16 protein-coding genes and 1 riboswitch are annotated in these 21,883 nt (G+C 38.3%); of the genes, 12 read left to right on the top strand and 4 right to left on the bottom strand.

The features are described 5' to 3' along the window. Positions 1 to 11 precede the first annotated feature (11 nt). The 10 genes from B7C41_RS03700 to B7C41_RS03655 all read left to right on the top strand — a co-directional run bounded on the left by B7C41_RS03700 (position 12) and on the right by B7C41_RS03655 (position 13,119). Positions 12 to 1,478: an efflux transporter outer membrane subunit gene (locus B7C41_RS03700; protein WP_085297438.1), complete on the top strand. Its 1,467-nt coding sequence runs from the start codon at positions 12 to 14 to the stop codon at positions 1,476 to 1,478. Further along, positions 1,478 to 2,812, top strand: a complete 1,335-nt coding sequence (locus B7C41_RS03695; RefSeq protein ID WP_085297437.1) for an efflux RND transporter periplasmic adaptor subunit — start codon at positions 1,478 to 1,480, stop codon at positions 2,810 to 2,812. The genes B7C41_RS03700 and B7C41_RS03695 overlap by 1 nt, the downstream gene beginning before the upstream one ends. Next, positions 2,809 to 5,907, top strand: a complete 3,099-nt coding sequence (locus B7C41_RS03690; RefSeq protein ID WP_085297436.1) for an efflux RND transporter permease subunit — start codon at positions 2,809 to 2,811, stop codon at positions 5,905 to 5,907. Before B7C41_RS03695 ends, B7C41_RS03690 begins: the two co-directional genes overlap by 4 nt. Positions 5,908 to 6,015: 108 nt before the next feature. Further along, positions 6,016 to 6,384: an HIT domain-containing protein gene (locus tag B7C41_RS03685; protein ID WP_085297435.1), complete on the top strand. Its 369-nt coding sequence runs from the start codon at positions 6,016 to 6,018 to the stop codon at positions 6,382 to 6,384. 110 nt (positions 6,385 to 6,494) lie between these two features. After that, positions 6,495 to 6,629: riboswitch (TPP riboswitch) on the top strand. A gap of 136 nt (positions 6,630 to 6,765) precedes the next feature. Beyond that, positions 6,766 to 8,901, top strand: a complete 2,136-nt coding sequence (locus tag B7C41_RS03680) for a TonB-dependent receptor (protein WP_085297434.1) — start codon at positions 6,766 to 6,768, stop codon at positions 8,899 to 8,901. 86 nt (positions 8,902 to 8,987) lie between these two features. After that, entirely contained in the window at positions 8,988 to 9,254 is a 267-nt protein-coding gene (locus B7C41_RS03675; protein ID WP_085297433.1) for a hypothetical protein, read from the top strand. After that, positions 9,254 to 9,952: a nicotinamide riboside transporter PnuC gene (gene pnuC, locus B7C41_RS03670; RefSeq protein WP_085297432.1), complete on the top strand. Its 699-nt coding sequence runs from the start codon at positions 9,254 to 9,256 to the stop codon at positions 9,950 to 9,952. Before B7C41_RS03675 ends, pnuC begins: the two co-directional genes overlap by 1 nt. A gap of 55 nt (positions 9,953 to 10,007) precedes the next feature. Then, positions 10,008 to 11,129, top strand: a complete 1,122-nt coding sequence (locus B7C41_RS03665) for a phosphotransferase (protein ID WP_085297431.1) — start codon at positions 10,008 to 10,010, stop codon at positions 11,127 to 11,129. A 95-nt stretch (positions 11,130 to 11,224) separates the two neighbouring features. Beyond that, positions 11,225 to 12,298: a sensor histidine kinase gene (locus tag B7C41_RS03660; protein WP_085297430.1), complete on the top strand. Its 1,074-nt coding sequence runs from the start codon at positions 11,225 to 11,227 to the stop codon at positions 12,296 to 12,298. Beyond that, complete coding sequence (locus tag B7C41_RS03655) at positions 12,295 to 13,119, top strand: LytR/AlgR family response regulator transcription factor (RefSeq protein WP_085297429.1); 825 nt, start codon at positions 12,295 to 12,297, stop codon at positions 13,117 to 13,119. The genes B7C41_RS03660 and B7C41_RS03655 overlap by 4 nt, the downstream gene beginning before the upstream one ends. Before the next feature lie 125 nt (positions 13,120 to 13,244). Here B7C41_RS03655 and B7C41_RS03650 read toward each other — a convergent pair whose 3' ends face one another. Both B7C41_RS03650 and B7C41_RS03645 read right to left on the bottom strand, forming a co-directional pair. Continuing rightward, positions 13,245 to 14,330: an NADP-dependent oxidoreductase gene (locus B7C41_RS03650; RefSeq protein ID WP_085297428.1), complete on the bottom strand. Its 1,086-nt coding sequence runs from the start codon at positions 14,328 to 14,330 to the stop codon at positions 13,245 to 13,247. A gap of 98 nt (positions 14,331 to 14,428) precedes the next feature. Next, positions 14,429 to 15,130 (bottom strand): type 1 glutamine amidotransferase domain-containing protein, encoded by a 702-nt coding sequence (locus tag B7C41_RS03645; RefSeq protein WP_085297427.1) that lies wholly within the window; start codon positions 15,128 to 15,130, stop codon positions 14,429 to 14,431. A gap of 195 nt (positions 15,131 to 15,325) precedes the next feature. On the opposite strand from B7C41_RS03645, the gene B7C41_RS03640 reads away from it, so the two are divergent. Further along, positions 15,326 to 16,246: a LysR family transcriptional regulator gene (locus tag B7C41_RS03640; protein WP_085297426.1), complete on the top strand. Its 921-nt coding sequence runs from the start codon at positions 15,326 to 15,328 to the stop codon at positions 16,244 to 16,246. Positions 16,247 to 16,522: 276 nt separating this feature from the next. Next, entirely contained in the window at positions 16,523 to 18,541 is a 2,019-nt protein-coding gene (locus tag B7C41_RS03635; RefSeq protein WP_085297425.1) for a HAMP domain-containing methyl-accepting chemotaxis protein, read from the top strand. Positions 18,542 to 18,732: 191 nt separating this feature from the next. Here B7C41_RS03635 and B7C41_RS03630 read toward each other — a convergent pair whose 3' ends face one another. Continuing rightward, positions 18,733 to 19,761, bottom strand: coding sequence for an ATP-dependent 6-phosphofructokinase (locus tag B7C41_RS03630; protein WP_085297424.1), 1,029 nt, complete (start codon positions 19,759 to 19,761; stop codon positions 18,733 to 18,735). A gap of 650 nt (positions 19,762 to 20,411) precedes the next feature. Then, positions 20,412 to 21,866, bottom strand: a complete 1,455-nt coding sequence (gene pyk, locus B7C41_RS03625) for a pyruvate kinase (RefSeq protein ID WP_085297423.1) — start codon at positions 21,864 to 21,866, stop codon at positions 20,412 to 20,414. Between the last annotated feature and the right edge of the window lie 17 nt (positions 21,867 to 21,883).

Below are 21,883 nucleotides of genomic sequence, written 5' to 3'. Positions count from 1 at the left end.
GAAAAATCAGCATGTTAAGAGTAAATAGAAGTGCTATTGCTATGGCTGTACTAACCGCAGTCCTCAGTGCATGTAGAGCGCCCAGTGGTTTGTCGTCAAAAAATCCTAGCGTAAACATAGCGCAGAATAGCCCAGATGTTTGGCAAACAGAGCAAACAAAAAATAGTCAGCAAAATACTGTGGTAGATGGCTGGTTAAAAAGTTTTAATGACCCCGCGCTCGAACAAATGATTGCATACGCTTTATCACATAATTATCAATTACGTGCTGACAGTATCAACCTTGAAATTGCTAAAGAGCGTTTGCAAGTTAGTGAAGCAACTGACTTTCCTGAATTGTCACTGGCAATTGGTAATTCAAGACGTAAGCAGGTATCCGCTAGTACGGTAAATTATCAAACTGATGCCGACATTAGCGTCGATTTACGTTATGAAATTGACTTGTGGGGCAAACTGTCTGATGAGCAAAATCAAAGCCGTTTAAACTATGCTGCGGCACAAGCTACTTATCAACAAAGCACTTTGACCCTAGTTACCAATATTAGCAAAGCTTGGTTTGATTTAACGCAAGCACAACAACTGCTTATGCTGTATCAAGAACGTGCCGAAAACTTACAGCGCAACCTTGCAATGATCCAATCATCTTATCAATTAGGTTTGAACGATGCTCTAGATGTTTATTTAACTAAAAATAATGTAAATCAGGAGCTTGCTAGAGTTGCTCAGCAAGAGCAAACGGTAAAACTGCAAAGCCGGGCTTTAGAACTGTTATTAGGTGATTACCCTTATGCGCAGAAAGCAGCAAAGCAAAACCTACCTTTTATTGATAGCGATATTGAATTAGGTATACCGGCTCAGTTGCTAGCGCGCCGTAGCGATATTCAAGCAAGTTGGTTTGAATTAATGGCATTAGATGCTGGTTTGGCGGTTGCACATAAACAACGTTTCCCAAGTTTTAACCTGAATGCAAGTGTTAGCGACAATGGCACAGAGCTAAGTGACTTACTTGACGGTGGCTCACTTGCTTGGTCGTTAATAGGCAACATCACTACGCCATTGTTTAACGCGGGGCGCTTGGAATCATTAGAGCAGCAAGCCAAATTAACTGTTCAACAAAAAGAGCAGCAATACTTACAACAGGTTTATCAAGCTTTTGCCGATGTTGAAAATAGTATTAGTGCACGAGAGTCATTAACCAAGCGTTATGCTTACTATGGTAAAGCGCAAGAAAATGCATTGGCGGCAGAAAAACTGTCATTTGATCAGTATTTACGCGGCTTAGTAACCTACACCACGGTATTGGAATCACAGCGTCGTTCTTTTGATGCGCAAACTACCGTGATCCAACTCACTAATCAGTTATTACAAAATCGTATTGAAATTTATAGCGCTTTAGGTGGTGACTATCTTAGCCCCGTAAGCCAACCAGAAAGCATAGCGTCTGTATCGTCAACTAACCGCACAAGTTTGGAAAAGTAATGTCACCTAAAATAAAAAAAATTCTTCCTGTTATTGTTTTATCTTCACTGGTATTTGCGGCTTATATTGTTAGTAGTAATCCGCCATCAACAAAACGTGGGCGTCCAAGCACTGCACCACAATTGAATGTGCAAGTACAAAAGCTTACTCGTGCGGATCTTGCTGTCACCATTAGTAGCTACGGTACGATTAAACCTCGCACGCAAAGTATATTGTTGCCACAGGTTTCAGGGCAAATTATCAAAATTAGTCCGAAGTTTCGTGAAGGTGGCTTTTTTGAACAGGGCGATGTGCTAGTACAATTAGATCAACGTGACTTGCTAGCAGAAGTAAAAATTTCTCAAGCAAGTTTATTTAGTGCCAAGCAAAGCTTAAGTGAAGAGCAAGCGCGCGTAGAACAAGCAAAGCAAGACTGGCAACGCTTGGGTAACAGTGAAGATGCACCAGATCTAGTTTTACGTAAACCTCAGCTTTTAGCGGCACAAGCAATAGTTTATTCAGCTGAGGCGGGTTTAGCAAAAGCTGAATTAGCACTAGAGCGCAGTAATATTGTTGCGCCATATACCGGGCGAATATTAAGTAAATCAGTTGATGTTGGTCAAGTGGTTAGTGTTGGTACCGAGCTGGCTGAAATTTATGCGGTTGATTATGTCGAAATTCGTTTGCCGCTGAAAAACAAAGATTTACCTTACATGGTATTACCTGAAAATAGTCGTTTTCAAGATGAAAGTGTTAATCAGCAACCAGCGGTTACCATTCACTCAGATTTATCGGTACGTCAAAGTTGGTATGGCAAAGTTGTTCGTACTGAAGGTGCATTTGATCAAGACTCACAACAGTTATTTGTTGTCGCACAAATTGATGATCCCTACGGCAAAAATGAAAATGGTGGGTTACCACTTAAAATTGGCCAATATGTTAGCGCTGAAATCAAGGGTAAAGTCATTGAAAAAGTATTAACTATTCCTAATAAAGCCATTTATCAGGGCAGTTATGTCTATGTTGTAGAAGGCAATATACTTAAGCGGAAAAATATTACCATTGCTTGGCAAAATGATGATGTAGCGGTAATACAAGATGGCTTAGAAGCACAACAGTTATTAGTTTTGACACCGTTAGGGCAAGTGACATCAGGCACCATTGTTAGTATTAGCAGCATGGACGGTAAATCGGTAAACATGCAAGCCTCGGGTCAAAAGGGCTCTAAGAAGGGGACAAAAAAAGGCGAAAATAAAGCCCGCAAAAATGGCAAGCAAGGTGAATCACGTAAGCCACTAAATGCGGACCAAGAAAAATCATCGCAAACGGCTAGCAATAATGGAGTTGAGTCATGATCGCCTGGTTTGCTAAAAATCATGTCGCCGCTAATTTATTAATGATCACCATTTTATTGGCTGGCGTATTTTCCATTAAAAGCAGTATTCCGTTAGAGGTATTTCCATCATTTGAGTCTGAAATTGTTAATGTTACCGTAGCATTACGAGGCTCTACGCCTGAAGACGCTGAGCAAGGTGTCGCTATTCGTATTGAAGAGGCAGTACAAGACTTACAGGGTATTGAAAAAATCACCAGTACCTCAGTGGAAGGGGCTGCAACCGTTCGTATTGAGGCTGATGCTGCTACTGATGTGCGTGACTTATTGGCTGATATCAAAAGTAGAGTTGATGCGATAAACACCTTTCCAGTCGATGCTGAGAAACCAGTAATTGCCATTGCTCAGCGTATTCGTGATGTTATTTCAGTCACTATCGCCTCTGACTATGGCGAAAAAGAAATTCGCGAATTTGCTGAACAAGTACGTGACGACTTATTACGCTTACCACAAGTTACCCAAGTGGCACTTGACGCGGTGCGTGATTATGAAATCAGTATTGATGTTAACCAAAGTAAGCTTGAACAATACCAATTAACGCTTTCTGAAATATCAACAGCAATTAGCAATAGCTCAATTGATATTTCTGCCGGTAATGTTCGCACCGATGGTGGTGATGTTTTAGTACGTAATATTGGCCAAGCTTACCGCAAAGATGAATTTGAGAAAGTGGTAATAAAAACCAATACCGATGGCACTTTTTTATATCTTGAAGATATTGCTCAGGTAAATGATGGCTTTGAAGAAACACCATTAAGAGCCCGTTTTAATGGTCAACAAGGTGCTTTAATTGATGTTTTTCGTATTGGTAGCCAAAGTGCAATAGATGTTGCTGACGCAGTAAAGAATTATATTGATAATCGCCAAGAAACCTTACCTGAAGGTTTTGTTTTAAGTTATTGGGATGATGACTCTGAAATCGTAAAAAGTCGTTTAAATACATTGATAACCAATGCCTTACAAGGTGGTTTCTTAGTATTGATATTGCTGACTTTGTTTTTACGTCCTTCCATTGCCTTTTGGGTTTCTATCGGTATTCCTGTCAGTTTCATGGGGGCATTTATTGTTATGCCGTTTTTTGATATTTCAATTAATATCATGAGCTTATTTGGTTTTATATTAGTACTGGGGATAGTGGTTGATGATGCCATTGTCACCGGAGAAAACATCTATCGTCATACCCAAACCGCATCAAGCGGCATAGAAGCAGCAATTAAAGGTACAGAAGAAGTCGCAACACCCGTTACCTTTGGTATTTTAACAACTGTGGCGGCGTTTATGCCGTTAGCTTTTATTGAAGGTCAGCGAGGGGCATTATTTGCGCAAATTCCAGTCATCGTTATTCCGGTGCTTTTATTTAGTTTAATTGAATCAAAGTTTGTTTTGCCGTCGCATTTAAAATCATTACGTTTACGTAGTGAAAGCACTAAACAATCTAAGTTTAGCGCTTGGCAACAACGTTTTGCTGATGGCTTCGAAGCTTCAATTTTACGTTATTACAAGCCGTTATTATCATTAGCTATTCGTAACCGTTTAACCACTATTGCCTTATTTGTTGGCGTGTTCATTTTAATTTTAGCTTTCATTACCAGTGGTTGGACACGCTTTGTTTTCTTCCCTCGTATTGCCAGTGAAACTGCTCGTGGCAACGTCACTATGCCGGTTGGAACTAGTTTTGATGTCGTTGATGCTTATGTTGAAAAAATGTCTAATGCGGCGAAAACCTTGCAAGATAAGTATCGTGACGATAAGGGCGACAGTATTATTTTGAATACCTTAGCGATTACCAGCCAAGAAAAAGGCCGAGTACGCTTTGAAATACTACCTGCTGATCAAAATGAATCTGGTATAGGTACCGCACAACTTGTTAAAGAATGGCGAGAATTGATAGGACCATTACCTGGCGCTGAGAATTTAACTTTTAGGGCTGAATTTGGTCGTGGTGGTGATCCTATTGATATTCAGTTATCCGCAACTGATTTACAAACCTTAGAGCAAGTGGCTAGCGAAGTAAAAGAACGCATAAGAACTTATCCAACGGCCTTTGAAATTGCTGATAGTTTGTCTGATGGTAAAGAAGAACTACAAATAGAACTGACCGAGCAAGGTTATGCCATGGGAATGAGTAATTCATGGATAACGCGGCAGGTACGAGATGCCTATTTTGGCTCACAAATTCAGCGTATTCAACGTGGGCGAGATGACGTGCGTGTTATGCTGCGCTTTCCTTTGTCTGAACGACAATCGATTGCCAAGCTTAATGACATGCTAATTAATACGCCAACAGGTGGAAAAGTACCGTTATCACATGTCGCGACATTAAAACCGGGTAAAAGTCCGTCAGCGATCAAACGGATAGATAGGTACAGGACGGTTAATGTCACAGCTGATGTTGATAAGAACGCGACTAATATGACTACGCTCAATGCCGATTTAAATCAGTTTTTGACCGAGTTAATGAGTAAGTATCCGGGGGTGTCTTATACCTTAGAAGGGGAAGCGCGTGAGCAAGCTGACTCTTTTAATAGCCTTGCTTGGGGCTTAGTATTTGTTTTCTTTATTATTTACTGTTTATTAGCAATACCATTTAAATCTTACTTACAACCGATAATTGTTATGTCAGTTATTCCGTTTGGCGCGATAGGAGCCATTATTGGTCATTGGATCATGGGTATGGACTTAACTATCATGAGTTTACTTGGTTTGATGGCACTTATTGGTGTAGTGGTAAATGACAGCTTAGTATTGGTGGACTTTATCAATGGCAAAGTTCGCGCGGGAGAGAAGGTATTTGATGCGGTATTAATTGCGGCACAATCGCGTTTTCGTCCGGTAATGCTAACTTCATTAACCACCTTTATTGGTTTAATGCCACTATTGTTTGAAAAAGCGACACAAGCACAGTTCTTGATACCAATGGCGGTATCGCTTGGCTTTGGCATTATCTTCGCGACTTTTATCACCTTGATATTAGTGCCAGTAAACTACTTATTAGTTGAAGATGTTAAGAACATAACAACCCGTGGCAAGGACAAGCTAGTCACTCAACTAAGCTAAGCTATTTTCATGGTAGTATTATTAAAGCGAATGGCATTTTTCGTTGTCATTCGCTTAACAATCGTTAAACTATCAAGTAAATACCAATGATCATATAAAGGCTAAACCATGGCTGATAACAACACTCCAGAAGAAACAATATTTTCCAAGATTATTCGCCAAGAAATCCCTGCACCATTACTTTTTCAAGATGAACTTGTAAGTGCTTTTCGTGATATTACCCCGCAAGCGAAAAGTCATATTTTGATTGTACCGAATAAACTTATTCCAACGGTTAATGATATTGAAGAAGAAGACGAACTCACCATAGGTCGTATGTTTACAGTAGCGAGAAAGCTAGCCAAAGAAGAGGGCATTGCAGAGGATGGTTACCGTTTGATCATGAACTGTAATAAGCACGGCGGCCAAGAGGTTTACCACATCCATATGCATTTAATTGGTGGTCAGCCATTAGGGCGTATGCTAAATCCTAAATAGTCTAAACGCTGAATAAGTAATTAAAACCTTAATCTAAAAACCAAATATAACTTATAGCGTAAAATTAAATGTTTACGCTGTACTTTTAAATAAATATTGTTAGTATGCACACCGAAACCAAGGGGTGCCTTAAAATCGACAACGATTTAAAGGCTGAGATGCGCTGTCATTAATGAATGTGACATAGCGAACCCTTAGAACCTGAACCGGATAGTACCGGCGTAGGAATGGTTACGCTAATTGCATACCATTCTGTAAAATTGTCTTTTGCCGTTTAGCGTATGCTGACAATGACAATTCTACAGATTGCCAGTGAACAGCTATCTAACTTCTCCATGCCGGATCCCATAACGTATTCTTGACCGAATTTATGAGATCATAATGAAAATTTCTAAATCTGCTATTTCAATAGCAATTACCACCTACTTAGCATCTTTTAACAGCTTTTCACAAAATAATACCGCAGATGAGCTTGAGCATATCACTGTAAGCTCAAGCTTTACTAAACAGTCTTTAGCTCAAGTTCCTACTAGTATTGCCGTTATTGACCAGCAAAAAATTGATGATCAAGCTATTCAGCATTTTGAAGAGTTGATCAGTAGCGTTGCAAATCTAAATTTCTCTGGCGGTACGTCTCGTCCTAAATATTTGCAAATTAGAGGTGTCGGTGAACGTTCTGAATATCGAGGTGCACCGAACTCATCAGTAGGCTTTATTGTTGATGATATCGATCTTTCTGGTTTAGGTATGGCTGCTTCGATGTACGACGTACAACAAGTGGAAGTATTGAGAGGTCCACAGGGAGCTCGTTTTGGTGCAAATGCTTTAGCAGGCTTAGTGTATATTAAATCAAATGATCCAAGCCAAACACCAGAGTATGGATTCAAAGCAAGTCTAGGCAATGATGACTTAATTGATATTGCAGGTTACAGCTCAGGAGCAATTAACGACAAACTTAGTTATCGTATTTCACTAGAGCAGCACCAACAAAATGGTTATAGAGACAATACATATTTAAGTAGAGATGACACCAACGCTATTGATGAGTTTTCAGGTAAGTTTAAATTACGTTATATCGCCACTGATGATCTAACGGTAGACTTTACCTATTTGTTTGCAGATAACGATAATGGTTTTGATGCGTGGACACTTGATAACAATGGTTTTAATACCATTACCGATGATCCTGGTGTTGATAAACAAAAATCTCACGGCTCAGCACTAAAGTTTACTTATGACGGGTTATCTTTTGCACAGCTAACGGCAATCAGTAGCTATACCACCACTAAACATCAACATGCTTATGATGGTGATTGGGCAAATACTGATTACTGGGCAAGCAAGTCTTGCGAAGATGATGACGGTGCTGTTCCATGTGAATATAGTTATTTGTGGGATAAACAGGCTGACCGTGATGTTTGGTCGCAAGAATTTAGGTTAACTTCTAATGACTCATCACGCATTTTCTCCAATACAACCGCGTGGTTACTAGGTGCTTATATTAGTAAACTAGACGAAAGTAATGATTTAGATTCATCGTATAATGGTTGGCCAGATGAAATTCTAGACTCGACATATTCAGCTAATAATTACGCTATATTCACACAGCTGGATAGTATCTTAGATTATGGTCATCAACTTTCGGTTGGGCTTAGAGTCGAAAAACGCAAAACTGAATATTCAGACAGTGCAGGAGATGAGTTCGATCCTTCTGAAACTATGTGGGGCGGTCATATCGCATTAAGTAAAGCGATTAACAGTCAACACGCTGCTTATATTAGAATAGCCCGAGGCTATAAAGCTGGCGGTTTTAATATGGGTTTACCAGAACAATTAAGTCAATTTAAAGAGTTTGATACTGAAACGTTAATGAATTATGAATTAGGGCTTAAATCTACTATGTTAGACAGTGCATTAACTAGTCGTTTAGCTATATTTTATATGGATAGAAAAGACCAACAAGTTAATGCCTCACAGCAAAATCCTGATAAACCTCAGCAGTTTACAATATATACAGCCAATGCAACGAGCTCAAATAGCTATGGATTAGAGTTAGAGCTAAATTATCAGGTCACTAATAATTTATCAATAGACTCTACCATCGGTTATTTGAAAGCGACTTACGATGATTATGCGTATATGGATAAGTACGGCACCAGTATTGATATTTCAGGCCGAGAGCTTGCACATGCCCCTAATTACACTTTTAGTTTAGGGACAACTTATCGCAATGATGCAGGATTTATTGCTAATATAAACTGGTCAGGCAAAGATGAGTTTTATTTCTCTGATAGTCATGCTGAAAAATCGGCGAGTTCAAACTTACTTAATGCAAAAGTTGGCTATGAGATTAATGATTGGTCGATATCATTGTGGGCAAGGAACATAACCGATGAAAAAGTTGCAACGCGTGGCTTTTTCTTTGGTAATGAACCTGATCAAGGTTGGGCTGCTAAAAAGTATTTGCGCTATGGCGCGCCAAGACAAGTTGGTGTGACACTAGATTATAATTTTTAATAACGTAGAACATTAAACAGCACTTTACTCAAATGACTTTGAGTAAAGTGCTTTATTAATAAATAAAATTTACCAAGAGTATCGATATGAAAATATCAATTGAAATTAGTTTATATCCATTAGCAGAAGAAAAATTTAAAACTGAAATTTGGGCTTTTATTAAACGTTTACGTTTAGTGGAAGGACTAAATGTTGTTACTAATGGTATGAGTACACAGGTTTTTGGTGATTATGACTTAGCTACAAGTCATGTAATGGCTGAAATAAAGCACGTACATCAGACCTTAAATGCTGCAGTATTTGTTTGTAAGTTTATTGGCGGTGATCGCTCAGTTGTTGAAGCAGAGTCGTAATGGCAAGCTCAATCAGTGCCACTACTGAAATTGTTACTTATTTCACAACACTACCAGTATTAGAGCTTATTGCAGTAGTCGCTTCACTGCTATACGTGGTTTTAGCAGCAAAAGGTAACCTTTGGTGCTGGCCGGCAGCAATACTAAGTACCGTGTTATATACCGTTATTTTTTATGATGTATATTTATGGATGGACAGTGCATTACAGCTCTATTATTTATTAATGGCGGTGTATGGTTGGTTATGCTGGCGTAAAAATACTGTTGCTAGTAATCTCGAAAATAATGATACTTTAGCGCCCAGAACCAACAGTAAAGAACTGCTTTATAGCCAATGGACGCTGCAACGTCATAGCGTCATGATTCTTGCTCTGTCAGTACTGTCAATCGTATTAGGTTGGTTAATGGCGACATATACACCAACACATTTTCCGTATCTTGATAGCGCGACAACCGTATTTGCGATATTTGCGACTTATTTATTAACACAGAAGGTGTTAGAAAATTGGCTTTATTTTGTCGTTATCGATGTTGTTTCAATTTATCTCTATATCGAGAAAGGCTTAACTCCAACAGCTGCTTTATTCGCTTGTTATGTGATATTAGCAAGTTACGGTTATTGGCAGTGGCGTAAACTGTATTTACAGCAGCAACAAAGCGCTGTGAACGACAGTGATATTTCGCCCGTTCTCGGCTAAAAGAGAAGTTTAATGGTACTGCTTACGATGGTATTACTGATGAGTACGTACTGAAATGGTGACTGACTTAACTTCAGATGTTTATGAGCAATATAAGCCGCTTATAAAAAATTTATGTTTATTGCCTTGTTTTGCCAGTAGAAGCATTAACAGTGTAGCAGTTATTGATTCAGGGCTAAGTCAGTCATGTTTTCGTGTACAGGTTGATGAACATCAGTATTTTGCTAAGCATATCACAAGTGGTGCTACTGAAATTTTAGCAAATAAGCTTGCAGCTGATAGTGGTGTTGCTCCCAAGCTTATTTACGCTGAAGATGATTGGTTGATCAGTGAGTTCCTCTCTGGCGAGCTATTGGAAAATACTCAACTTAGTGAAGATGAACAATTAACGGTTATATTATCATTACTGACGAAATGTCATTGGTTACCTTTTTCTTCTAACAACTTCACTAGCCAAATCACAAATACCAAGTCTGCTAATACTTTAGCAAATCATTCTGCTTCAGTTCTTCCACGCTTAGAAATAGAGCAAACTATCTCGCAGTTATTTCAAGAGTTATCAAATCAACAACCGGATGTTTTAAACCAGCAAATGTCGTTAACTGAAATTAATTGTTTAATGGCAACAACTGAATCAGTGTTGAAAGAACTTACTCAAATAAGACAAGAAGTAGGGCAGAGTAATGAGGTGTTTTGTCATGGTGATGTAAACTTCAGCAACGTAATTAAGCTCGAAAATAGCACCACTAATAATGCTGACTTTCGTTACCAATTGATTGATTTCGAATGCGCTTGTATTGCCCCGATTGAGTATGAATTGGGTATGATGATGGCAGTTAATGAAATTGAAGTCAGTAAAACTAAGTGGGTGATAACGCAGTACACGGCTGAGCAAAATCGTCAGCAATACTCGCGAAGTAGTAGTGATATTTGTCCCGATAACCAGCAAGCAAATCATTCTGAAATTGTCGACAATCTAGAACAAATGATGACTTTTCCACGTGAAATCATCGCCAAGATGGTTACGTGTTACTATATTTTGTCATTAATTATTAATGGGTTATGGTATCTTTTTAAGTTTCATAAATGTCAGGGTGAAAAATACAAGGAATTAGCAAATAAACAGTTTTTACTACTGGCAAAGCAACATCCTGAGACAGATATTGTTATAAAGTAAATGAGATAAGGTGCTGAAATCTTACGATTAGTGGTAGTGCGAGAATGACTTGCATAGCGCATAATTAGCTTAATAGAGTTTACTGGCTGTCATGTGTGAATTGGAAAGAATTTATAGAAAATAGAAATCGCTTATTCTGGTTGGTGCATACCGCTGGTTGGTGTGGTTTTGCCTTGGTACATTACTTAGGTTCATTGCTACATGATTTGCGTGATATCTTTTTAGTAATTATTTTGCTTAATGCTTACGCGGGTTGGTTGTTTACCATTCCGCTTAGATATATCTATCGTCGCATCTGGAATTTTACTCCGTTAAAAATTGCCATTGTAGTGATACTCACCTCATATTGTACCGGTGTGTTTTGGCAAATTATTAAAAATATTAATTATTGGGAAATATATAAACACGGTTACCGTCCAGACTTCATTCTTTTTTATACCAAAAATAGTTTGCTATCTTTTTTCATTATTCTTAGTTGGAGTGGACTGTACTTTGGTACTAAATACTATCAAATGTTACAAAAAGAAAAGCAAAATGTATTACGTGCGAATACTGTTGCCCATCAAGCTCAATTAAAAATGTTGCGCTATCAGTTAAACCCTCATTTTCTGTTTAATACTTTAAACGCAATATCGACACTTATTCTGGTTAAAGAAAACAAAACAGCGAATGGTATGGTAACAAAATTAAGTGAATTTTTGCGTTATTCATTAGATAAAGACCCAATGAAGAAAGTAACGCTTGATAATGAACTACAGGCCTTAAGGCTGTATCTAGATATTGAAAAGGTGCGCTTTGAAGAACGTTTGCAAGTTAGTTTTAATATTGCTAGTGATTGTAACTTAGCATTGGTACCTAGCATGATATTGCAACCTTTAGCTGAAAATTCGATTAAACACGCTATTGCTGTACAAGAGGAAGGTGGGGAAATCAATGTTTCGGTACACCGTTTCGGTAATGATTTATTGATTGAGCTGTCCGATAATGGTCCCGGAGCGGAAATAACTAATGGTAACTTATTCAGAGAAAATGGTGTCGGTTTGGTCAATACACGAGAACGACTGCATGCACTCTATCAGGATGATTTTTCATTAGTTGTTGCCAACAATGTACCTACTGGTGTTAAGATAAGTATACGAATGCCATACGACATTGGAAGCAAGATATGAGCAAAAAGCTCACAACAGTTATTGTTGACGATGAGCCACTAGCAAGAAAAGGCTTAGTGGTTCGTCTTGAAGATCACAAAGATATCGATATTATCGCGCAATGTACTAATGGCCGAGAAGCATTAGAAGCTGTTCGTGCCTATCAGCCTGATCTTATTTTTCTTGATATTCAAATGCCGGGTTTAAATGGTTTTGAAGTGGTTGAAGCAATTGTTGAACAAGGCTTGCAACTACCAATGGTGGTATTTGTTACTGCATTTGATCAATATGCCATGCAAGCATTTGAAGTACACGCACAAGATTACTTGCTTAAACCAGCTGATGATCAGCGTTTAGCACAAACCTTAGATAAAATCAGACAAAGTCTTAGTAGTGAAGTGAACGCCATTCATAAGTCTAAACTAGTGCGCTTAGTTAGTGACGTTACCGGAAATGATTGTGACAAAATACTACAAGAGTTAGACAACAATGAACCTGTTAGTATTTCTAGTTATTCTGACGTATTAGCGATTAAAGATGCCGGCGAAGTTAGCAGGGTGCCAGTAAAAGATATCTTATGGATTGATGCCGCTGGTGATTATATGTGCGTGCATACACAAAGCAGTACTCATATTCTACGTAAAACCATGAAACAACTAGAGGAAGTATTAGATCCTCGACAGTTCTTGCGTAGTCATCGCTCTACCATCGTAAATAAAAACTACATTGATAAATTTTGCAGCCAACTAAATGGTGAATACTATTTAGTAATGTCTAACGGCAAAGAATTGAAAGTTAGCCGCAGTTATAAAGATAAAGTGAAAAAGGCTGTAGTTGCATAGCGGTTTAGTTGCTTAGCATTCGTGCCGTAGTGTTATCATAATGTTATGAAATGAACATATAAAAGGTAAACAATGTGTTTACCTTTTTTTGTCTCTGGCGTTAGCACTTAACGGTTAAAACCGTATTAAGTTAACTCTAAAGGACCTACTTCAACCACAAGTTTACCGAAGTTTTCACCTTTTAATAAGCCGATGAAAGCATTAGATGCTTGCTCTAAACCTATTACTTTATCCTCACGGTGAATAATTTTTCCTTCAGCAAGCCACTGGCCCATCGCTTGGCTAAATTCGTTATAACGATGACCATAGTCATCAAATACGATAAAACCTTGCATTTTTATGCGCTTAACCAGTAATAATCCCATTAGTGATGATAATCTATCTGGTCCTGTTGGCAGCTCAGTGGCATTGTATTGTGAAATTAATCCACATAGCGGCACACGTGCACAGGCATTTAGTAATGGCATAACAGCGTCAAATACTGCGCCGCCAACGTTCTCAAAATATACATCAATACCATCAGGACATTGTTCGGCCAATTGTTGTGCTAAATTGCTACTTTTATGATTCACACAAACATCAAAACCTAAGGTGTCCGTCACGTAATGACACTTTTCTTCGCTACCAGCAATACCAATAACGCGGCAACCTTGTAATTTAGCAATTTGACCTACTAAACTGCCTACTGCGCCACTGGCTGCTGCAACCACAACAGTTTCACCTGCTTTAGGCGCGCCAATGTCAAGCAAGCCCATATATGCTGTTAATCCTGGCATACCCAATACGCCAAGGGCATATGACGGTGACGTCAACTCTTTTGGTAATTTTAACAACTCTACGCCATCTGAAATGGCATAATCTTGCCAGCCGGTATAAGCAACTACTAAATCGCCAACTTGAAAATTGTCATTACGTGACTCTTCCACTCGACACACTGCACCGCCAACCATTACTTCACCAATGGCTACCGGCTCTGCATATGATTTTGCATCACTCATACGGCCACGCATGTAAGGGTCTAATGAGAGGTAAACCGTTCGTAGTAAGACTTCACCTTGGCTTGGTAATGGAATTGCTGTTTCAACTAAACTAAAATTTTCTGCCGTAGGTGCGCCGACAGGGCGAGAAGCTAAGGTAAACTGGCGATTTTTTTGTTTATTTTGTTGTAATATTGAAGAAAGATTTAAATCGGTATTTGCGTTCGAGGTCATTTAATTATTCCAAATAATGGCTTAATGATTAATCAAACCTAGCAGATAAATTTATACAATGATTTTCTGCTAGGTTATTTGTTTTCTCGTATTAATTTTTACGCTAGTTTGTTGATCAAACGGTTAGCTACTTCACTAGAGCTTGCAGGGTTTTGACCACTGATGATTAAGCCATCTTCAACAGCAAACGGTGCCCAATCCTGACCTTTATGATAGTCAGCACCTTGCTTAATTAACTCATCTTCAAGTAAAAATGGCACGATGTTCGTTAGCTGTACTGCATCTTCTTCACTGTTAGTGAAACCTGCAATTTTTTTGCCTTTAACTATCGCAGTACCGTTACTGTCTTTTACCTTAAGTAATACTGCTGTGGCATGACAAACAACGGCTACAGGTTTGTTTTGCTCGATAAATGCTGAGATCAAGTTGATTGAGTCTTGGTTGTCAGTTAAATCCCAAAGTGGACCATGACCGCCAGGATAGAAAACGGCAGCGTATTCATTAGCATCAATAAGGTTTAATTTTGTCGTTGTTGCCAATACTTGCTGGCTTTGTTCATCACTTTCAAAACGGCGAGTTGCATCAGTTTGAAAGTCTGCTTCAGCACTTTTAGGATCTAATGGTGGTTGTCCGCCTAATGGCGAAGCCAATGTTACGGTAAAACCGGCATCAATTAATTGATAATAAGGCGCGGCAAATTCTTCTAACCAAAAGCCTGTTTTTTCGCCAGTATTACCTAGTTTATCGTGCGAGGTTAATACCATTAATACTTGCGTGTTTTGTCTTTTTGTCGCATTCATTTTAATTTTCCTATGCAATTTTATTATCGTACTTATTGATGTCATTGCTTGATGACTTCAGTCTATGGGAAATATTATATGCCTATACAGTTTTAATACAATGCAGATTAATTTGATAACTTTGTTCTAATTATTGATACAATAGAGTGCAAATGTTTATTTTTGAATAAACTCGTTTTGATAAAGGTGATGTAAGTGGATATTTCTTTTGAACAGCTAAAAAGTATGGTGGTTTTTTCTCAAGTGGTTGAACAAGGAAGTTTTAGTGCCGCGGCTAAGCATATTGGACTTTCACGAGCCGTTGTTAGTTATCACATTAAAAAACTTGAAAAACAGTTAGGTATTACGCTCTTAAATCGTTCCACGCGCTCTATTATGTTAACGCAAGCTGGTAGTGATTATTATCAACGTTGCAGAATTATTGCTGAGCAAGCAAGTGCGGCTAACCAGCAAATCGAAAATGTGAAAAATGAACCTGAAGGGTTGCTAAAAATTACTTGTCCGGTCAGCGTTGGGTTACATACGATAGTACCGGCATTGGATAAGTTTCGGAAGTTGTACCCCAAAATTGAACTCGACCTAATGTTAACTGATGAAGTGGTTAATATTGTCAAAGAAGGTATTGATCTTGCTATACGAGGCGCGCCATTAGCCGATTCAAATTTACAGGCCAGAAAACTAGCGGTGTTAGAAACATGCTTATGCGGTTCGCCGGATTATTTTGAGCGTTATGGTCGGCCAACAACACCAAGTGAATTAGTTGAACACACTTGGGTTATTTATAAATTAACCAGTAATAAACTGATATTAGAAAAAGCAGGGCGATCTCATACCATTGAAGTTAAGGGGGCCATAGCAACTAATAATGCTTCAGCACGCACCGCATTTGTTGAAGGAGGACAAGGTTTAGGACGTATTCCAACCTATGATGCTTGGCCAAAAATTAAAGCTGGGCGCTTACAATCTGTGTTAGATGATTATCAGTTAAAGGCAATCAATGTTTTTGGTGTTTTCCCCCCAGGGGCTGCCAGCTCGAAAAAGCTACGTTTATTAATTGACTTTTTGATTCAATTTTTTGCACAACAGCAAGTTAAGTTAACTGATAAGTCTAGTTAACCAATGAAACTCTTTTTAATTGCTAATTTACTGTTAGTGGCAATAATTTATTTTTTTGCACTAAACTGTTATTAATATCGAAAACATTTAGCAATAGATAATGATTTTTGATAGCTACTTGTTTGATTTAACGAGTGAATAAAAATTTCAACTAGACCACATATACGGTGACATCAATGGAAGCTTTAACTCAAGCTGTTATGAGGTAATACCTACAATAGTAAAGCTAGTTTATTAAAAGGAAAATGGAATGATATTGATATTAGGAGTAAATGGATGATTTTAACCATTGGAAAAAAATTAGGGTTTTCATTTGGCATAATTCTAGTACTTATGATTATATCTGCTGTAGTTACTTATTCACTTATTGATGATAACGAAGAAATACAAGACCAAGTTATCAATTTACGTATGAAAACAGTACTTCTAGGTAAAGACGTTATTAATGGCGTCAATCAGTCACTTGCCGGTTTACGTGGTTATATTATTTTGGGCAATGACCCAAAAAAAGCGCTAGCGATGAAAGAAGCCAGAAAGTCAGCTTGGATTGCGATTGAAAAGGCGATTAAAGAGTTCGATATTCTTGCAAAAAGCTGGACAGATCCTACTAATGTTAAACATTTACAAGATATTAAATTAGCGCTTGAAGCATTTAAAATTGCTCAGCAAGAAATAGAAAGTATTTCACATACGGATCGTAATATTGCTTCTTATCAGTTACTGCTCACCGATGCCGCACCAAGAGCGGACCAAATGCTTACCCATATTACTAATATTATCGATGAAGAAAGCTTTTTAGAAGCGACAACGGCTAGGAAGTCACTACTTAAAAATCTTGCTGACATTCGAGGCTCTTTTGCCGTGGGCACAGCTAATATTCGTGCTTATTTATTATCAGGTGAGGATGTTTTTAAAAATAAATTTGAAGCCAAATGGCAGATAAATCAACAACGAGTTGATACTATTAACGAAAATCAAGTATTACTATTTACACCTAGCCAGAATAAATCATGGACGGAATTTATTAATGTTCGTAATGAATTTATCGATCTACCGGCACAAATGTTTAACTTGCGTAGCCGTGATGATTGGAATACAGCCAATTATTGGCTGGGCACTAAAGCTGCACCAAGAGCCATAGAAATTTTATCTTCACTAGAGAGAATGAAAAACTCACAAGATCAATTGCTTAAGAATGATATTGAAAAAGAAGCAAACTTGGTCGAAACACTAAAATCTACTTTAATATTCATTACGTTGGTATCACTATTACTTGGTATTATTTGTTCAGTTATATTTAGCCGAAACTTACTAACTCGTTTAGACAACATATTAACGCGAGCTAAAAGCATAGCTGAGGGTGATATGTCAGGTGAAGTGTTAAAAGTTAAGGGTAATGATGAGTTAAGTGATTTGACTAAGGCGATTAACCAGATGTCAGGTTCATTATTGCAATTAGTGAAAAAAACAGCTGATTCAATGGCAGAAGCCTCTAAAGGAACCACAAAAATTTTGATTGCTAATCAGACAATGGCCTCAGGTGTGAACGATCAAACAGCGCAGATAGAGCAGATAGCCACAGCAATTGAAGAACTTTCAAACTCATCACTAGAAGTTGCGAATAATTGTGTTGATGCTTCGGACAGTTCATCAGCCGCTTTGAGGTTAGTGAAATCAGGTGGCGCAATTGTCAAAGAAACACTGGTTCAAATGGTTTCAATTAAGGACGCGTTTAATAGCAGTTCATCAGCGATTACTTCTTTAAGTACGCAAAGTAAGGAAATTGAAGATATTTTAAGTGTCATTAAGAGCATTGCTGATCAAACTAATTTGTTGGCACTTAATGCAGCAATTGAAGCGGCAAGAGCTGGGGAGCAAGGTAGAGGTTTTGCCGTTGTTGCTGATGAAGTACGCCAATTGGCAAAGAGAACGACTGATGCAACCGCTGAAGTAGAAGAGGCTGTTGAATCAATACGCCGAGAAACGGAACAAGCTGTAACCATGATGGCGGACGGAGGGACCAAAGTTGAACGGGGTGTTGATATGACTAATGAAGCAGCATCATCATTGAATAATATCATTGGTAGTGTTGATATTATGGTTGAAAAGATACAAGCAATAGCTGCTACAGCTGAAGAACAAAGTATGACAATCGCAGAGGTTGCTAAAAATACAGAAAATGTTTCCACCGTTTCGCAACAGGTAGAAAGTGGTATTAGCAATGTCGTCAGTTTATCTACTAATGTGACTCAAGAAACTGAGAGTAAAGCGAAAGAGTTATTAGCAATGGTTTAATGAAGGCAGCAACTCATCATAAGCTGATATTAGAAAATTCAAATTATTCTAATATCAGCCGAGTTAATTGTAAGTTAAGCATGGTGGCTACTTAAAAATACTAATATTTATCAATTCAAAGCAAGTCCTTTTCTATCTGCGTTTAAATCAATTTGCTTACTCTGCTAGATTAATTTGAGCGAGTACCTAAATCAACACTGACGCTGCGCTGTTAATGCTAGAATACTTTCTTGTGCTTGTATCAAACTATCACTAACACCTTGTTGATGTTGTATCGCAACAAATAACGGCACATGAGTGATAGTGTTATTACATTCGGCGATCATAATACTTGATTGATCATCAATTAACGCTTGCACAGCTGCTACGCCCATTTTTGTTGCTAAAATTCGGTCTTTAGCAACCGGTGAGCCGCCACGTTGAATATGACCCAGTATACAAGCGGTACAATCAATGTTAGCTACTGTTTGTAATTGCTGAGCCAGAGTTGAAGCACCGCCTTGCCATAAGTTTTCTGCAATAACAATAATATAACTTGCATGTCGTTCAGCTTGTGCTTGTTTAATTTCCTTCACAAGCGCTTTAAGCTTGTGTGCTTCATTATCGACAGCATTACCTTTTGATGGAAAATTTTCAAAAGATATAACCTGTTCGGCGGCGCACGCTATACCAACATTAAAGGTAATGTGGCCGCTATGTCGTCCCATGAGCTCAACAATAAAAATACGTTCAAATGCTTCAGCGGTATCACGTATTTTGTCTATCGCTTCAATAGCGGTATTAATCGCTGTTGAAAAGCCTATAGTGAAGTCTGTACCATCAATATCATTATCAATGGTACCAGGAATACCGATCACCTTTCCTGGCCAGTGCTCATTAAGCGCAAGCAAACCGGTAAAAGAGCCATCACCGCCAATGACAATGAGTGCGTCTAATTTGTTTTTCAATAATGTTGATGCAGCTTGCTCCAAGCCTAATGGTTCTTGCATAGCGGGGCAGCGAGCACTTTTTAATATCGTCCCTCCTTTATGAATGATATTATCCACGCTTTTAAGTGTTAGTGGCATGAAGTTGTCTTCAATTAAGCCATTAAAACCAGCAATAAAGCCAAACACTTCTATTTTGTAATGATGGGCGGCAACGACAATTGCTCTAATTGCTGCATTCATGCCGGGGGCGTCACCACCGCTGGTTAAAATACCAATCCGTTGAATAGTCATATTTATTTGCTCATTAAGGGGGAGTAGTTTAAAGCTTTAGTTAAAATAACAGTCATTTATCTGAAGGTGAATTAATTTTATAGTAAAACTGTTTATTTTAATGCAAGTCGAGCACTGTCACTTATATTGATTCAATCAGCAACAAATAAACCTCTGTCATTCTACTCTTTGAGTATCAAAAAAGAATCTATTGCTGAAAGTAGGTATAAAGGTCACAGCCTGAATTTAGCTAGAAAAAACATAAAAATACGAAAAGTTACATAAACGGTTTAAGATTTAGGTTATTTTATTAGTAAGGAACCTGAACTCTGGGTAAGCAATATTACTCAACATGCGCTTTTGTTCCATTATCTGTATTAAGATATTGATAAACAAACTATTATTTATCAATGCCTCGCCTTGACAATCGGATAAAACATTGATGGTACATACGGTTACTTTTATCTTTGAGAAATTTTTGTAATAACACATAGGTTATTGATTTTAAAGAAAATAAAGTGCTTATTGCCTAGGGGGGCAGGTTGATAAATAATGACTATAACAATTAGCACAATTCTAACAAGTAAATTGCTTAATATAATTGACTAAAAAATTAAAAAGGTAGCTTGATGCTACCTTTTTTAACAAATATATATCTGATTTTTTAATGATTAAGCAAAATGCTTTTTAGTTAAAGTTAGTACCTTTAACGTATTGGTTGCACCAACAGTTTCCATTAAATCACCGTGAGTGAACATCACTTTATCGCCAACACTTAATTCAGAGTCTTTTGCTACTGCAACTAGAACGTCTTGTGCCATCGCTTCAGCATTATCAATGCCTGTAGAATCAAAAGAAACAGGATAAACGCCGCGATAAATAGCGGTTTTAGTTAATGTTTTGGCATGGCGGGATAATGAATAGATTGGTAAACCAGAAGAAATTCGCGACATGATTTTACTAGTGTGGCCAGACTCTGTTAAAGCAATAATGGCTTTAACGCCATCTAAATGGTTTGCTGCATACATAGCTGACATCGCAATGGTTTCAGAAACTTCAGCAAAGGTCATTTCAACGCGGTGCTTTGATGTGGTGACTGAGCTTTGTTGCTCTGCACCAATACAAACATTTGCCATGGCTGTGACCGTTTCAACAGGGTATTTACCGGCCGCTGTTTCCGCAGATAGCATGACGGCATCAGTGCCATCTAAGACCGCATTGGCAACATCCATCACTTCTGCACGTGTAGGCATTGGTTGCTCAATCATGGTTTCCATCATTTGAGTTGCGGTAATAACCACACGGTTTAACTGACGACTACGAGCAATAATATGCTTTTGTTTACCAACTAAAGCGGCGTCACCAATCTCGACACCTAAATCACCACGAGCAACCATAACAACGTCGGAGGCAAGAATGATACCGTCTAAAACCTTATCGTCATTTACCGCTTCAGCTCGTTCAATTTTTGAAACTAAACGAGCATCACAACCGGCTTCTTGAGCAAGTAAGCGAGCTTCGCGCATATCAGCAGCATCACGCGGGAAAGATACAGCAAGAAAGTCGACATCGATTTTAGCGGCAAGCTTAATATCTTCTTTATCTTTAGCGGTAAGAGCAGGAGCCGTTAAACCACCACCTTGACGATTAATGCCTTTGTTATTGGACAAAGGTCCGCCAACAGTGACTTCAGTAAATACCGATTGACCTTCCGTTTTAAGTACTCGCAATTGTACGCGGCCATCGTCAAGTAATAAAATGTCACCAGCAATAACATCTTGTGGTAATTTCTTATAATCAATGCCTACTTTTTCTTGGCAACCTTCGCCTTTAGCTAAGTTTGCATCTAGTTCAAACTTGTCGCCAATAGCTAACTTAATAGGGCCATTTTTAAAGGTTGAAACCCGAATTTTAGGGCCTTGTAAATCACCTAAAATACCAACATAAACACCAAGCTCTTGTGATATTTCACGAACAGCTGTCGCGCGGTCAATATGATCTTGTGGGATACCATGAGAGAAGTTTAATCTAACAACATTTACACCGGCTGCTAGTACTTGTTTTAATATCTTTCTATCGTCAGTTGCTGGACCTAAAGTCGCAACAATTTTGGTTCTTCTAGGCATCTTAATCCTTAAATTTA

This window comes from Cognaticolwellia mytili (genome assembly GCF_002104475.1).
GTDB lineage: Bacteria > Pseudomonadota > Gammaproteobacteria > Enterobacterales > Alteromonadaceae > Cognaticolwellia > Cognaticolwellia mytili.
The sequence above is the reverse complement of the archived record's forward strand: the minus strand, read 5'-3'. Positions and strand labels throughout refer to the sequence as shown.

What these genes read in the sequence shown, in the direction of transcription:
- pnuC (WP_085297432.1), top strand. Translation starts at nt 9,254, where the DNA reads ATGGCAAGCTCAATCAGTGCCACTACTGAAATTGTTACTTATTTCACA.
- B7C41_RS03685 (WP_085297435.1), top strand. Translation starts at nt 6,016, where the DNA reads ATGGCTGATAACAACACTCCAGAAGAAACAATATTTTCCAAGATTATT.
- B7C41_RS03675 (WP_085297433.1), top strand. Translation starts at nt 8,988, where the DNA reads ATGAAAATATCAATTGAAATTAGTTTATATCCATTAGCAGAAGAAAAA.
- B7C41_RS03650 (WP_085297428.1), bottom strand. Translation starts at nt 14,330, where the DNA reads ATGACCTCGAACGCAAATACCGATTTAAATCTTTCTTCAATATTACAA.
- B7C41_RS03665 (WP_085297431.1), top strand. Translation starts at nt 10,008, where the DNA reads ATGGTGACTGACTTAACTTCAGATGTTTATGAGCAATATAAGCCGCTT.
- B7C41_RS03695 (WP_085297437.1), top strand. Translation starts at nt 1,478, where the DNA reads ATGTCACCTAAAATAAAAAAAATTCTTCCTGTTATTGTTTTATCTTCA.
- B7C41_RS03690 (WP_085297436.1), top strand. Translation starts at nt 2,809, where the DNA reads ATGATCGCCTGGTTTGCTAAAAATCATGTCGCCGCTAATTTATTAATG.
- B7C41_RS03680 (WP_085297434.1), top strand. Translation starts at nt 6,766, where the DNA reads ATGAAAATTTCTAAATCTGCTATTTCAATAGCAATTACCACCTACTTA.
- B7C41_RS03645 (WP_085297427.1), bottom strand. Translation starts at nt 15,130, where the DNA reads ATGAATGCGACAAAAAGACAAAACACGCAAGTATTAATGGTATTAACC.
- B7C41_RS03630 (WP_085297424.1), bottom strand. Translation starts at nt 19,761, where the DNA reads ATGACTATTCAACGGATTGGTATTTTAACCAGCGGTGGTGACGCCCCC.
- B7C41_RS03635 (WP_085297425.1), top strand. Translation starts at nt 16,523, where the DNA reads ATGATTTTAACCATTGGAAAAAAATTAGGGTTTTCATTTGGCATAATT.
- B7C41_RS03655 (WP_085297429.1), top strand. Translation starts at nt 12,295, where the DNA reads ATGAGCAAAAAGCTCACAACAGTTATTGTTGACGATGAGCCACTAGCA.
- pyk (WP_085297423.1), bottom strand. Translation starts at nt 21,866, where the DNA reads ATGCCTAGAAGAACCAAAATTGTTGCGACTTTAGGTCCAGCAACTGAC.
- B7C41_RS03700 (WP_085297438.1), top strand. Translation starts at nt 12, where the DNA reads ATGTTAAGAGTAAATAGAAGTGCTATTGCTATGGCTGTACTAACCGCA.